This is a genomic window from uncultured Pseudosulfitobacter sp. (assembly GCF_963976325.1).
In the GTDB taxonomy this organism is placed as follows: Bacteria; Pseudomonadota; Alphaproteobacteria; order Rhodobacterales; family Rhodobacteraceae; genus Pseudosulfitobacter.
On the sequence record NZ_CAXBJW010000001.1, the window covers coordinates 833,223 to 847,308 of the forward strand.

Genomic DNA, 14,086 nt, shown 5'->3' on the forward strand with positions numbered 1-14,086 from the left:
ATGAAAAAGACACTGACAAGCATCGCCGCCCTGATGGCGATCAGCAGCCCGGCGTTCGCCGATGGTGCGCTGAACATCTATAACTGGGGCAACTATACCAGCCCCGAGATGATCGAAAAGTTCGAAGCCGAAACCGGCATCAAGGTGACGATCACCGATTACGACAGCAACGACACTGCGCTTGCCAAGATCAAGGCCGGAGGTCACGGATTCGATATTGTTGTGCCATCAGGTACTTATGTGCCGATCTTCATCCAGGAAGGTTTGCTGATGGAATCCAAACCCAACGAGATGGAAAACTTCAAGAACATGGACCCGCAGTGGGTCGATGTCGAATTTGACCCTGGCCGCAACTACACCGTGCCGTGGCAATGGGGCACCGTGGGTGTAACCGTGAACACAGCCGTTTATGGCGGCGACATCAACACCGCTGCCGTGATCTTTGACCCACCGGAAGAGCTGAAGGGCAAGATCAACGTGGTGCCCGAGATGAACGATGTGATGGGCATGGCGATCCACTATGTCGGCGGCGAGCAATGTACCGACGACAAGGAAACGCTGATGAAGGTCCGCGACGTGCTGAAAGCGGCCAAGCCGTTTTGGGTGTCGATGGATTACGGCAATATCGAAAAGTTCGCCAAGGGTGATCTGGCCGCCGGTGTAAACTGGAACGGTGCATCGTTCCGTTCGCGGGCCGACAATGCGGACATCGCCTTTGGCTATCCGCAAGAAGGCTATCCCGTCTGGATGGACAACGCCGCAATCCTGGCCGACGCGCAGAACGTTGACAATGCCAAGATCTTTCTGAACTTCATCATGGACCCAGAGAACGCGGCAATGCTGTCGTCCTTTGCCCGCTATGCCAACGGGATCGCCGGGTCAGAGGCGTTTCTGCCCGAAGACATGAAGACAGCACCGGAAATCGTTGTACCGGAAGAGTTGAAAGGCGCCGCCTATGTCGCGCGCACGTGTCCGCCGTCGGCGTCCAAGCTGTACACGGCAATCTGGACTGACTTGCTGAAGTAAACACTTCTCTTAGTGCGGCCTCTTTGAACGGAGGCCGCGTTTTTTTCTTTAACGAGGCACATATGACGGCTGACATCATCATCTACAATGGCACCCTGATCACCTTTGATCCCGATCAGCCGCAAGCACAGGCAATGGCCATCGCCGGGGGGCGCATCACAGCCATCGGCGACGACGCCATGGTCAAGGGGTTGGCAGACGACACAACCCGCATGATCGACGCCAACGGGGGCACCGTGTTGCCCGGCTTCATCGACAGCCACGTGCACCTGTTCGGCGGCTCGGTCGAGCTGTCGCAGCTTAGCCTTTATGGCGTGCACGGGCTGGACGAGATGCGCGCCAGGATCGTGCCCTATGCCCGCGCCAATCCCGACGACGCCTTGGTGTTTTGCGTGATGGCCGACTATGGCATTCTGGGCACCGGAAAAACCCTGACCCGTCAGGATCTGGACACCATCCTGCCCGACCGTCCGCTGGCGATGTTCGCGCCCGATCACCACACGGTCTGGGCCAATACGGCCGCACTGAAGGCCGCCGGGCTGTTGCAAGGCGGCGCGGTCGATGCCGGATCGCAGATCGTCATGGGCGACGACGGTCTGGCCAACGGCGAGCTGCTGGAGCCGGGCGCCTATGGTCCGATCCTGGCGATGACCCGCCACGCGGGCCGCGAGATGATGGGCCTGACCACCGGCAAGGACCCTGTGCCACCCGCCACCAAAGACCAGCGCGAAATGGACAAGGATGTGATCGAAGCGGGCCTGAAACATTGCGCCGCCCAAGGCATCACAACGCTGCACCTGATGGACGGCAATTTTTATCAGCTTGAACTGCTCAGCGAACTTGAAACCGAAGGCCGCCTGCTGTGCCGCTGCGAAGTGCCGTTTCATATGAAAGGCACCGATCCGATCGAACGCATGACACAGGATGCGCCGGAAATGCGCGCACGGTTTCAGGGCGACAAGGTGCGCTGCAACCATGTGAAAATGTTCATCGACGGCGTGATCGAAAGCGGCACCGCACTGATGCTGCGCCCCTATCCCGGCGATCTGGGCAAGGACGGCAACACCGGCGACGAGGTGTTCACCCAAGAGCATTTCGTAGCCAGCGCCGTCGAGGCGGATCGGCTGGGGTTCCAGATCGCGGTGCACGCCATCGGCGACGCGGGCGTGCGGCGCACCATCGACGCCTATGAGGCCGCACAAAAGGCCAATGGCGTGCGCGACAGCCGCCACCGGATCGAACATCTCGAGGTGATGCACCTGGACGACATCCCGCGTCTGGCCGAACTTGGCATCGTCGCCTCGATCCAGCCCGGACATGCGCCGCGCGGTCATATCTTTCCACCCTCTGCGGTCGGTCAATATCTGCACGACGACCAGATCGCCGGTGCCTATGCCTGGCAAGACATCCGCGACACGGGTGCCAAGGTGATCTTTTCGACCGACTGGCCGGTCATTCAGGTCGATGTGATGGACACGATCAAGGCCGCCATCGCACCGCTGGACCTGGGACCGAAATGGCGCGATCAGACCCAAAGCCTGACCGACACTCTGGCCAGCTATACCCGTGACAACGCATGGGTCGAGTTCAACGAAGACCGCAAAGGCAAACTGAAAGCGGGCATGATGGCCGACGTGGCGATCCTCAGCCACGATGTCACCACGCTTGCACCGGCTCAGATCACCGACGCCAGGGCGCTGGTGACCATCTGCGACGGTCAGGTTACCTATTCGGCAAGCTGATCGGTACGCTGTCAGCCCCCTTTGCGCACAGCCATCTGCGCACAAGGGGGCAATGCCCCAAGTCCCACCGGTTTCCTATCAAGGCCTCAGGCCGCCGCGTTTGCCACGACCGCCATTGGCGTAATCACCACACCCCCGTCTGAAAACGCCGCCAGATGCCCTGCTGGCAGTTCGGTCCACCCCGCCTGCCCCAGTTCCGGCGGCTCGGACACGACGAACCAGCCCAGATCGTCCGACCTGCGCCGGTAATAGACGGTCGGCGCAATGTGATCGGTCGAGGTGCGCAGCACGAACAATCGCTGCCCGTCCATCCATGCCGCCGACGACCGCAGATGCGGCGTGGTGCCATTGGTACGCGACATCGCTTCCAGCCGCGCGTGGGCTGTGATCATCGCCGCCTCGGGTGCCTCGTCCAGTCCTTCGGCCATCGCATAGAGAAACAACAATTCGCTGTCCGTCGCCCCGCGCCGGTGTGCATAAAGCGCATCGGACACGCCCATATCGGCCAGCCTGCGAAACCGGTCAAAGCCGCCGACCTGCCCGTTGTGCATGAAACTCCAACGCCCGCAGGCAAACGGGTGGCAGTTGTTGCGGCTGGTCGCCGATCCGGTGGACGCGCGCACGTGGGCCATGAAGGCATGGCTTTTGACCGTGCGGCACAGCGCCATCAGGTTCGGGTCGGACCACGCCGGATACACATCACGGTACACCCCCGGCTCGGGCCGGTCGCCGTACCATGCAACGCCCACACCGTCGCCGTTCAGCGCCGTCTTGCATTCGCTGGCCGCGCGCGACTGATGCACCAGGGAATGGCCCGGGCTGGTCACCAGCCCGTCCATAAAGATCGGGTCGCCCAGATAGGCCGCCCAACGGCACATCGGTTATTGACCCCGGTTGTGGGTCTGCGCATACATTTGCGCAATCATCCGGCTGGCGGTTTTTTCGAACAGACAGGGGATCACCGCATGGACCAGCGCCGCACCGCCCGCCGCGCACAACCGCACCGCAAAGCGTCCTGCGAACAGCATATGTTCGAAATAGCTTTCGTCGACTTTACGGGGATGGCTAAGGAAAATGCGTGCGATCATGGGTTTGCTCCTGTTTTCAGTCTGTGTGCAACCTACCTGCCCCGGCTTTGGAATGGGTCCCAAATTTCATCACCTCTGACGGTTGCATTGGGATACTATCCACAGTAAGTGAACATCATGTTGAATTTAGACGACATTGACCGCAGTTTGCTAAGCGAACTGCAACGGGACGCCAGCCAATCGCTGGATTCGCTGAGCGACGTTGTCGGCCTGTCGCGCAATGCCTGCTGGCGGCGCATCCGCCTGATGGAAGACGCAGGCATCATCACCGCCCGCGTCACATTGGTCGACCCCGCCAAGATCGGCCTGCCGCTGATGGTGTTCATGCAAATCCGCACCGGCAGCCATGACCCCGAATGGCAAGCCCGCTTTGCCAGCGCCGCCAAGGCGATCCCGGGCATCCTGAGCGTATACCGCATGACCGGCGACCTTGATTACCTGGTGCGCGCCCGCGTGGCGGACATGGCAGGCTATGACCGCCTGTACCAACAACTGATCGCGCGCTTGCCCGTGGCCGATATTTCGGCCAGTTTCGTAATGGAAGACATCAAGGACAGCACCGCGCTGCCGCTCTGATACACGAAGGAACGCACCATGCCGCTGCACTATCTCTGGCTGGTCATCGCCATCGTCACCGAAACCATGGGCACCACCGCACTGCAAGCCTCGCAACAGTTTTCGCGGCTCTGGCCGTCGGTGGCCGTGGTCGTGTTCTATGGCGCGTCGTTCTATTTCATGGCCCTTGCACTGAAAGAAATGCCGGTGGGCATTGTCTATGCCATCTGGTCGGGTCTGGGGATCGTGCTGATCGCGGGGATTGGATATGTGCTGTTTGGCCAGAAACTGGACCTGCCCGCTGTCGCCGGTCTGGGGCTGATCATCGCGGGGATTCTGGTGATCCACCTGTTTTCCAACAGCGCCCAGCACTGACCAACCCGCAGCTTTGCGGCAACTTTCGACCGCAAAGGGCGTTATAACCCTTTTTCACTGGCCTTTGCTGCACCCGCACGGTATGCGCGCGGCAACTTACCCTTAAAGGCTGAACCCATGGAACTGCGCAACATCGCAATCATCGCCCACGTTGACCACGGCAAAACAACACTGGTCGACGAATTGCTGAAACAATCGGGCACCTACCGCGAAAACCAGGCGACCACCGAACGCGCCATGGACAGCAACGATCTGGAACGCGAACGCGGCATCACGATCTTTGCCAAACCCACGTCGGTGGAATGGAAAGGCACGCGGATCAACATCGTTGACACCCCCGGCCACGCCGATTTCGGCGGCGAAGTCGAACGCATCCTGTCGATGGTCGACGGTGTTGTGCTGCTGGTGGACGCCGCGGAAGGCCCGATGCCGCAAACCAAATTCGTGACCTCGAAAGCGTTGAAACTGGGCCTGCGCCCCATCGTGGTGGTCAACAAGGTCGACAAGGCCGACGGCGAACCCGACCGCGCGCTGGACGAATGCTTTGACCTGTTCGCCAACCTGGACGCAACCGACGAGCAACTGGACTTTCCGACCATGTACGCCTCGGGCCGCAATGGCTGGGCCGACATGGAACTGGACGGCCCGCGCAAAGGTCTGGACGCCCTGTTCGACCTGATCCTAAGCCATGTGCCCGCGCCCAAACAGGTCGCCAACACCGATCAGGCGTTCAGCATGCTGGCCACCACCTTGGGCGGCGATCCGTTCCTGGGCCGCCTGCTGACCGGCCGCGTTGAATCCGGCACCGTCAAAGCGGGCCAGACCATCAAAGCCATGTCGCGCGACGGCAAGCTGATCGAAAACTTCCGCTGCACCAAGATCCTGGCCTTCCGTGGTCTGGACCAGACCGCCATCGACGTGGCCGAAGCGGGTGACATTGTGTCGATCGCAGGCATGACCAAGGCGACCGTGGCCGACACGCTGGCCGACGCATCCGTGGTTGACGCGATCCCGGCCCAGCCGATCGACCCGCCCACCATCACCGTGACATTCGGCATCAACGACAGCCCGCTGGCCGGCCGTGACGGCAAAAAAGTGCAAAGCCGCGTCATCCGTGACCGTCTGCACAAAGAAGCCGAAAGCAACGTCGCCATCAAGATCAGCGACACCCCTGGCGGCGAAGCGTTTGAAGTTGCCGGCCGTGGCGAATTGCAAATGGGCGTTCTGATCGAAAACATGCGCCGCGAAGGGTTCGAACTGTCGATCTCGCGTCCGCAGGTTCTGTTCCAGGACATCGACGGCGTGCGCCATGAGCCCATCGAAGAAGCCACCATTGACGTGGATGACGAATATTCGGGCGCGGTCATCGAAAAAATCACCGGCGTGCGCAAGGGCGAGCTGGTCGAGATGAAACCCGCAGGCGCCGGCAAGACCCGCATCGTGGCCCACGTGCCATCGCGCGGCCTGATCGGCTATCACGGCGAATTCCTGACCGACACACGCGGCACCGGCGTTCTGAACCGCGTGTTCCACAGCTGGGCACCGCACAAGGGTGTCATCCCGGGCCGCCGCGCTGGCGTTCTGATCTCGATGGAAAACGGCGTTTCGGTGTCTTACGCGCTGTGGAAACTGGAAGACCGCGGCAAGTTCTTCATCGGTGCGCAGGAAGCCGTGTACACCGGCATGATCATCGGCGAACACAGCCGCGAAAACGATCTGGAAGTGAACCCGCTGAAGGGCAAACAACTGACCAACGTGCGCGCATCGGGCACCGATGAAGCCGTGCGCCTGACCACGCCGATCACGCTGTCGCTGGAAGAGGCGATTGCCTATATCGACGACGACGAACTGGTCGAAGTGACGCCCAACGCGATCCGTCTGCGCAAGCGGTATCTGGACCCGCACGAGCGCAAGCGGATGGCGAAAGCGGGCTGATGTCAGTAGGATAAGATGTGAAAAAGGCGCCCTGATCGGGGCGCCTTTTTTGGTTTTAGGGTGTTGGGGCGCTGCGCCCTTGGCCTGCGGCCAATTCCCCCGGGATATTTCCGGCCAAAAGAAGTGGCCGGTTACTCGCTGGTTTCGACGATCAGCAGTTCGCGTTCCGATGCACCACGGGCATGGGACAGCGCCTGTTGGTAGGCGTCCGAGTGATAGCACTCTTCGGCGGCTTCGACCGACGGAAAGCGTGCCACCACATTGCGCGGGCGCTCCTTGCCCTCAAGCTGCACGAAACGTCCACCGCGCGCGATGAACGCGCCGCCGTGGGCCGCAATCGCGGGGCCTGCCAGCTTGGCGTATTTTCCGTAAGCCTCTTCGTCTGTCACGGTGACGTGGGCGATCCAAAGTGCGGGCATATTATCCTCCGATGACGGCTTTTGCCGCTGTAATGGCTGCATCTGCGTTCGTGGCATCCTTGGCGCCGCCCTGGGCCATGTCGGCGCGGCCACCGCCGCCCTTGCCGCCCAGTTCGGCCACGGCGGCCTTGACCAGATCAACGGCGCTGAGGCTGTCGGTCTTGTCCTTGGTCACACCGGCAGCGACGGCGACCTTGCCGCCATCATCGGCGATCAGCAGCACAGCACCCGACCCGATCCGGTCCTTGTGGGCGTCGATCAGGGCCGGCAGATCCTTGCCCGTGACGCCGGTCAGAACCTGCGCAAGGAAGGCGGTGCCGTTGACGTCTTCGGCCTGGGGTTCGGCCTTGCCGCCGCCGGACATTGCCAGTTCGCGGCGCAACTGCGCCACTTCGTTGGCCAGCGCCTTGCGTTCGTCCATCAGGGCGCGCACGCGGTCGGGCACTTCGGCAGCCGGTGCTTTCAACGCATCGGCCACAGCAGTCAAACGGGTGTCCTGCCCACGCAGATAGGCCAAGGCTTCGGCCCCGGTCAACGCCTCGATCCGGCGCACGCCTGCGCTGCTGGCGCTGTCCCCCAGGATCACACAAGCGCCGATGTCGCCGGTCTGACGCACATGGGTGCCGCCGCACAGTTCGATCGAATAGGTCTGACCGTCGCCGCCCTTGCCGGTGTCGGCGCGGCCCATGGACACCACCCGCACTTCATCTCCGTATTTCTCGCCGAACAGGGCCTGCGCCCCGATGGCGCGGGCATCGTCCGGTGTCATGATACGTGTCTCGACCGGTGCGTTCTGGCGGATGTAGGTGTTCATCTCGGCCTCGACCTGCGCCAGCTCATCCGCGTTCAGCGCCTTGGCGTGGCTGAAATCGAACCGCAAACGGTCAGCCGCGTTCAACGATCCACGCTGCGCCACGTGATCGCCAAGCGCATTGCGCAGGGCCTCGTGCAGCAGGTGCGTGGCCGAATGGTTGGCACGGATCGACGTGCGCCGCGCATGATCTACCTCAAGAACAGCAGATTGCCCTTTGTTTACGCTGCCTTTTTCGACAACGCCTATATGCGTGAAAACACCCGCTGTCTTGCGCGTGTCGGTGACACGCACGGTGCCGCTTTCGGTGCGGATCAGACCGGTGTCACCCACCTGACCGCCACTTTCGGCGTAAAACGGCGTCTGGTTCAGCGCGATCTGTACCGTCTGCCCCTGGGCAGCGCTGTCCACCCGCGCCCCGTCCTGAACCAAAGCCACGATCTGCCCTTCGGCGGTTTCGGTGTCATAGCCCAGGAAATCGGTGGTGCCAGCGGTGTCAGCCACGTCGAACCAAACGGTTGCATCCGCCGCCTCGCCCGAACCGGACCACGCCGCGCGCGCCTTGGCCTTTTGTTCGGCCATGGCGCTGTCGAACCCATCCGTGTCCACGCTGCGACCCTTTTCGCGCAGCGCATCCTGCGTCAGATCCAGCGGAAAGCCGAAGGTGTCATACAGTTTGAACGCCGCAGCGCCAGACAGGGCCGCGCCCTCGGCCAGACCGGTCAGTTCGTCGTCCAACAGCTTCAACCCACGCTCAAGCGTTTGTTTGAACCGGGTTTCTTCCAGTTCCAGCGTCTCGGTGATCAGCGCCTGTGCGCGCCCCAGCTCGGGATAAGCCGCACCCATCTGGCGCACCAATGCGGGCACCAGCTTGTACATCATCGGATCCTTTGCCCCCAGCAGATGCGCATGCCGCATCGCGCGGCGCATGATCCGCCGCAGCACATAGCCGCGCCCGTCGTTGGACGGCATCACCCCATCAGCGATCAGGAACGAGGTGGACCGCAGGTGGTCGGCGATCACCCGGTGATGCGTCTTGCCCGGTCCGTCGGGATCGCTGCTGGAGGCATCTGCGCTGGCCTCGATCAGGCTGCGCATCAAGTCGGTGTCGTAATTGTCATGCTTGCCTTGCAACAGCGCGCCAATCCGTTCCAGACCCATGCCGGTGTCGATCGACTGCATGTCCAGCGGCACCATCGAGCCGTCTTCGAACTGTTCGTTCTGCATGAAAACGATGTTCCAGATTTCGATGAACCGGTCACCGTCTTCCTCGGGCGATCCCGGAGGTCCGCCCCAGATGTGGTCGCCGTGGTCATAGAAAATCTCGGTGCACGGACCGCAAGGGCCGGTTGGCCCCATCTGCCAAAAGTTGTCAGCGGTCGGGATGCGAATAATGCGATCATCGGGCAGACCCGCGATCTTTTTCCACAGGTTCGCGGCCTCGTCATCGGTGTGATAAACTGTGACCAGCAGCCGTTCGGCCGGAATGCCAAACCCTTGGGTCAGCAGTTCCCATGCATAGGTGATCGCCTCTTCCTTGAAATAATTTCCAAAGCTGAAATTGCCCATCATTTCAAAGAACGTATGGTGGCGCGCCGTATAGCCGACGTTGTCCAGATCGTTGTGTTTGCCGCCTGCGCGCACGCATTTCTGCGCGGTGGTCGCACGGTTGTAATCGCGCGTTTCAACACCGGTGAACAGGTTCTTGAACTGGACCATGCCCGAGTTCACAAACATCAGCGTCGGATCGTTGCGCGGAACCAGCGGACTGGACGGGACAATCTGGTGTCCCTGCTTTTCGAAAAAGTTCAGAAAGGTGGATCGGATGTCGTTCAACGTGGGCATGTGGTGTGGGCCTTTTTTGGCGCGGAAAGTGGCTTTGCGATGGGATACCTGCCGATCTGGCCGCTGTCCACCATGCAAAGGGGCACGACCAGACGCAACAAGGCGCACCCGTGGGCGCGCCTTGCGATAGATTACACGATTTGGGTCGGACTACCCTTCGAGAAGATCGTCATCCTTGTCGCCGGAATGTGCGTCAAAATCCAGACCGTGCGCGGCGCGAATCTTGTCCTCGATCTCGATGGCCACGGATGGGTTGTCTTTGAGGAACTGTTTCGAGTTCTCACGTCCCTGCCCCATGCGTTCGTCGCCGTAGCTGAACCAGGCACCCGATTTCTCAACCACGCCCGCTTTGACACCCAGATCAAGCAATTCGCCCATTTTCGAAATGCCCTCGCCGTACATGATGTCGAATTCGACCTGTTTGAAGGGCGAAGCCACCTTGTTCTTCACGACCTTCACGCGGGTGGCGTTGCCCACCACCTCGTCCCGGTCCTTCAGGGCGCCGATGCGGCGAATGTCCAGACGTACAGAGGAGTAGAACTTCAGCGCGTTGCCGCCGGTGGTGGTTTCGGGCGAGCCGAACATCACACCAATTTTCATCCGGATCTGGTTGATGAAAATGACCATGCAATTGCTGCGGCTGATCGAACCGGTCAGTTTGCGCATGGCCTGGCTCATCAGACGGGCCTGAACGCCGACGCTGCTGTCGCCCATGTCGCCCTCAAGCTCGGATTTCGGGGTCAGGGCTGCGACCGAATCGACCACCACCATGTTGACCGCGCCCGAGCGCACCAGCGTGTCGGTGATTTCCAGCGCCTGTTCACCAGTGTCGGGCTGCGAAATCAGCAGCTCGTCGATGTCCACGCCCAGCTTTCTGGCGTACTGCGGGTCCAGCGCGTGTTCCGCGTCAACAAAAGCGCAGACGCCGCCCGCCTTTTGCTGTTCCGCGATACAGTGCAAGGTCAGCGTGGTTTTACCCGAGGATTCAGGGCCATAGATTTCGATAATGCGCCCCATCGGCAGGCCGCCAATGCCCAATGCGATATCCAGACCAAGCGAGCCGGTCGAGCTGGCCGTGATATCCTGAACGGCGCCTTCTGCGCCCAGCTTCATGATCGAACCCTTGCCGAACTGCCGCTCGATCTGGGCCAGCGCACTGTCCAGCGCCTTTTGCTTGTCCGCGTTTTTCTTGCTGTCCATTGTCAAAAGATCTGCCGTTGCCATTGTTATGGTCCCTTAGTGTCATACCCCGACGGGGGCGGCAATCGCTGCCTGTGCTGCGTCGATGTTCCTATTGTGTTCTATATGCGTACAAAATGAGAACATTTCAATCTTAATTTTGCAGTCCCACTTTGAAGCAATAATTGTTAAAGAGTGGTGAACGGCTGATTTTTTGAAAGATGACTGCGAGGGTTACGGATTAAATGCTTGTTTTCTTTAAGGAACGTCTGGCTTTTCTCTCGGTGCCCAAAACCGGCACCACCGCTTACGAAAACGCGCTGCGGCCGCGCGCCGATCTTGTTATTTCGGAACCGCCGATGCTGAAGCACGCCCCAGTCTACCGGTACAACCGTTTCGTGCGGCCGATGTTTTTGAAAGTTTGCGACACCGAGCTTGAGGTGATGGCCGTGATGCGCGAACCCATAGACTGGCTTGGGTCGTGGTGGCGTTATCGCCAGCGCCCTTTCATGGCAGGCAAACCGAATGCAACCCACGGAATCAGTTTCGACGATTTTGTGCAGGCCTATATGAAAGGCAAGAAACCGAGCTTTGCCGACGTGGGCAGCCAGTTCAAGTTTCTCGAATCGCAACCGAACGGCGTCGGCGTGACCCATCTGTTCAAATACGAAGACCAGCCGCGCTTGCAGGCATTTTTGTCCGAGCGGCTGGACGTGACCCTGGACCTGGCCCGCGAGAATGTGTCACCCGAAATGCCATTGAACCTGTCGCCGGACATTGCAAGCCGGTTCCGGCGCAAGTTCGCGGAAGAGTTCGACCTGTACGACAGCATTGCCTGACGGGCACTCAATGCAGTTGTTTGTGAACGGTTTCTGTCAGTTCGTTCAGCGAAAACGGTTTGGGCAGGAAGACCGAGTTCGGAATAGCCGCTTGGTCATTGTTCAACCGGTCCTCGGCATAGCCCGACACAAAGACCACCCGCACCTCGGGTCGTGACTTCAGCGCTTCGCGCACCCAGCTTGGGCCGTCCTTGCCCGGCATCACCACGTCGGTGACAAACAGATCGACGTTCAGGTCCGTGTCTTCAAGCGTTTTCAAGGCGGACTCGGCACAGTCGGCTTCCAGCACGGTATAACCCCGCAATCGCAATGCGCGGCTGGCAAAAGCACGCACGGGCGCCTCGTCTTCCACCAGCAGGATGACACCGTCGCCGTGACTGGGTGCGGCCACCTTGGCGGGCACAGCAGGTTTTTCCAAAGCCATCGGTGCGCCGTCCAATACAGGGAACAGCAAGGAAAAACATGTACCTTTGCCAAGAGTGCTGTCCACGAAAATGAAACCGCCCGTCTGCTTCACGATCCCATAGGCCGTCGACAGACCCAGCCCCGTGCCCTCGCCCGTGCGCTTGGTGGTAAAGAAGGGTTCGAACACTTTTTGAAGTTTGTCAGGTGAAATACCGGTGCCCTGATCCACCACACGCACCGTCACATATTGCCCTGCCGGCACGGTCACGCGGTCGCGCTGCATCGGTTTTGTCAGGGTTGTGCATTCGGTTTCAATGCGAATCTCGCCACCCTCAGGCATGGCATCGCGTGCGTTGACCACAAGGTTCATCAACACCTGTTCCAACTGGCGCTTGTCTGCGCGGATCGCCTGCAACAGCGGATCGTGGCTGAGCGTCAACGTCACCTTTTCCCCCACAAGACGGTTCAGAAGATGCGTAAGGTCTGACAATGTATCGCGCATGTCCAGCATTTCCGGGCGCAGGGTCTGCTTGCGCGAGAAGGCCAGCAATTGCCCCACCAGCGCCGCCGCGCGGTTGGCGTTCTGGTTGATCTGTACAAGATCGCCATAGTCGGAATCGCCCTGGTCATGGCGCAGCAGCAGCAGATCGCAATGCCCCGAGATCGCAGTCAGAAGGTTATTGAAATCATGTGCAACGCCACCCGCAAGTTGTCCAATCGCCTGCATTTTCTGGCTTTGCACGAATTGCGCTTCCAGCGTTTTCAATTCGGTGGCGTCGGTCAGAACCGCGATCACGCTGGCCACGCCGTTTTCCGTGACGCGATTCAATGTCACCTGAACGAACATTTCCTTGTCGGACCGTTTCAAGCGCAGGAATTCCGAATGTTGAACCGCGCGACCTGCCAGCGTTTCGGCCAGCCAGTCGGTGATCGGACGCCCCAACCCTTCCATCAATGTGCTCAGGTGGACGCCCTCTGCGATGCCCAGCCCCACCAAGGCCGCAGCAGATCTGTTGTGCGCTTGAACGTGACCGTCGGCAGTAATCAGGACCAAGGGCACCGGCAACGTCTCGAACGCGCCCCAGCTGTCCGCCGGTGCCTGGGCACCTTGCGCCATAGGCAGCAAATAGAGGGCGTGCCGCCCCGCGCCGCTGTCCACCTGCGTCACCAGACAGCGCACCGCACCATCTTGTGTGGCCAGGTCCGCCACCTCGCCCGAGGTGGGCAAACCGCCCAGAAACAGACCTTCCAGCGTTTTGGCACGATGGCCTATCAAGGTGCGCGCACTGTCGTTCATGTAAAGAATGGCACCCGAACGTCCGGTCATCAGCATGGGCAGTCCCGGACCATCATGCGCCTGCTTCGCGCCGCGGTCGGACATGGTTTCCATGCGCCACAAATAGGCATCTGACCCCATCACGTGAACAGCCAGACGGATGTGGGTCTTGCGGGTGGCAATATCCTCGCGTGCGGCCCCTTCGGCATCGGCGGTTGTCTTCAGACGGTGAATGATTCCGCCAGGGTTGGCAAAAGTATCACGCAGCACCGCCGCCAGCGACCCACCGGCCGCGCTGGCATAGCGCGCGCGCGCCGCCGCGTTCATCGACAGAATTTGCCCGTCCCCGTCGGTCACAAGGCTAAGTGCGGCATCCTTTTCGATGAAATCGGACATCACGGCAAAGGCCATCCTGCGGCGGCGTTTCTGGCGGTGGCTGATTGCAAACATGATCCCCGACAGGGCAAGCACGGTGGACGCAGATGCCGCAAGCCCCAGTTGCACCACCCCCGCAGGCGCCATCGCGCCCATCAGCCCCAACAGCGCCGCCCCCATCATCAAGGCCCGCAACCGCGTGGCGCCCAGTTCCGA

General features: G+C 60.7%; 12 protein-coding genes. 6 read left to right on the forward strand and 6 right to left on the reverse strand.

Translation table 11 applies throughout. The features are described from left to right. Complete coding sequence (locus AAC077_RS04155; RefSeq protein ID WP_339766810.1) at window positions 1–1,026, forward strand: extracellular solute-binding protein; 1,026 nt, start codon at window positions 1–3, stop codon at window positions 1,024–1,026. 62 nt (window positions 1,027–1,088) lie between these two features. Then, on the forward strand, window positions 1,089–2,768 hold the full coding sequence (locus tag AAC077_RS04160) for an amidohydrolase (protein ID WP_339766812.1): 1,680 nt from the start codon (window positions 1,089–1,091) through the stop codon (window positions 2,766–2,768). 86 nt (window positions 2,769–2,854) lie between these two features. Here the strand turns inward: AAC077_RS04160 and AAC077_RS04165 are convergent, their stop codons facing one another. Together AAC077_RS04165 and AAC077_RS04170 are read right to left on the reverse strand one after the other, a co-directional pair. After that, the gene (locus AAC077_RS04165; protein ID WP_339766814.1) at window positions 2,855–3,646 is read right to left on the reverse strand and encodes a class II glutamine amidotransferase; all 792 of its coding nucleotides are present in this window, start codon (window positions 3,644–3,646) and stop codon (window positions 2,855–2,857) included. Window positions 3,647–3,649: 3 nt separating this feature from the next. Next, entirely contained in the window at window positions 3,650–3,856 is a 207-nt protein-coding gene (locus AAC077_RS04170) for a DUF6356 family protein (RefSeq protein WP_231035398.1), read from the reverse strand. Window positions 3,857–3,973: 117 nt separating this feature from the next. Between AAC077_RS04170 and AAC077_RS04175 the strand changes: the two genes are divergently transcribed. From AAC077_RS04175 to typA, 3 genes are all read left to right on the forward strand, one after another. Further along, window positions 3,974–4,432: an Lrp/AsnC family transcriptional regulator gene (locus AAC077_RS04175; protein WP_339766820.1), complete on the forward strand. Its 459-nt coding sequence runs from the start codon at window positions 3,974–3,976 to the stop codon at window positions 4,430–4,432. 18 nt (window positions 4,433–4,450) lie between these two features. Next, window positions 4,451–4,786, forward strand: a complete 336-nt coding sequence (locus AAC077_RS04180; protein ID WP_339766822.1) for an SMR family transporter — start codon at window positions 4,451–4,453, stop codon at window positions 4,784–4,786. Between the two features lie 117 nt (window positions 4,787–4,903). Beyond that, window positions 4,904–6,721: a translational GTPase TypA gene (gene typA, locus AAC077_RS04185; RefSeq protein ID WP_339766824.1), complete on the forward strand. Its 1,818-nt coding sequence runs from the start codon at window positions 4,904–4,906 to the stop codon at window positions 6,719–6,721. 131 nt (window positions 6,722–6,852) lie between these two features. Here typA and AAC077_RS04190 read toward each other — a convergent pair whose 3' ends face one another. From AAC077_RS04190 to recA, 3 genes are all read right to left on the reverse strand, one after another. Then, window positions 6,853–7,140, reverse strand: coding sequence for a DUF1330 domain-containing protein (locus tag AAC077_RS04190; RefSeq protein WP_224553068.1), 288 nt, complete (start codon window positions 7,138–7,140; stop codon window positions 6,853–6,855). A gap of 1 nt (window position 7,141) precedes the next feature. Beyond that, window positions 7,142–9,796 carry an alanine--tRNA ligase gene (gene alaS, locus AAC077_RS04195; protein ID WP_339766831.1) on the reverse strand — a complete coding sequence of 885 codons (2,655 nt, stop codon included), beginning with the start codon at window positions 9,794–9,796 and terminating at the stop codon, window positions 7,142–7,144. 150 nt (window positions 9,797–9,946) lie between these two features. Continuing rightward, a complete protein-coding gene (gene recA / locus AAC077_RS04200; protein ID WP_339766833.1) occupies window positions 9,947–11,020 on the reverse strand; it encodes a recombinase RecA in 1,074 nt (357 codons plus the stop codon). 200 nt (window positions 11,021–11,220) lie between these two features. Between recA and AAC077_RS04205 the strand changes: the two genes are divergently transcribed. Then, entirely contained in the window at window positions 11,221–11,814 is a 594-nt protein-coding gene (locus tag AAC077_RS04205; protein WP_339766835.1) for a gamma-glutamyl kinase, read from the forward strand. Between the two features lie 7 nt (window positions 11,815–11,821). Here AAC077_RS04205 and AAC077_RS04210 read toward each other — a convergent pair whose 3' ends face one another. Then, on the reverse strand, window positions 11,822–14,026 hold the full coding sequence (locus tag AAC077_RS04210) for an ATP-binding protein (protein WP_339767945.1): 2,205 nt from the start codon (window positions 14,024–14,026) through the stop codon (window positions 11,822–11,824). Window positions 14,027–14,086: the final 60 nt, after the last annotated feature.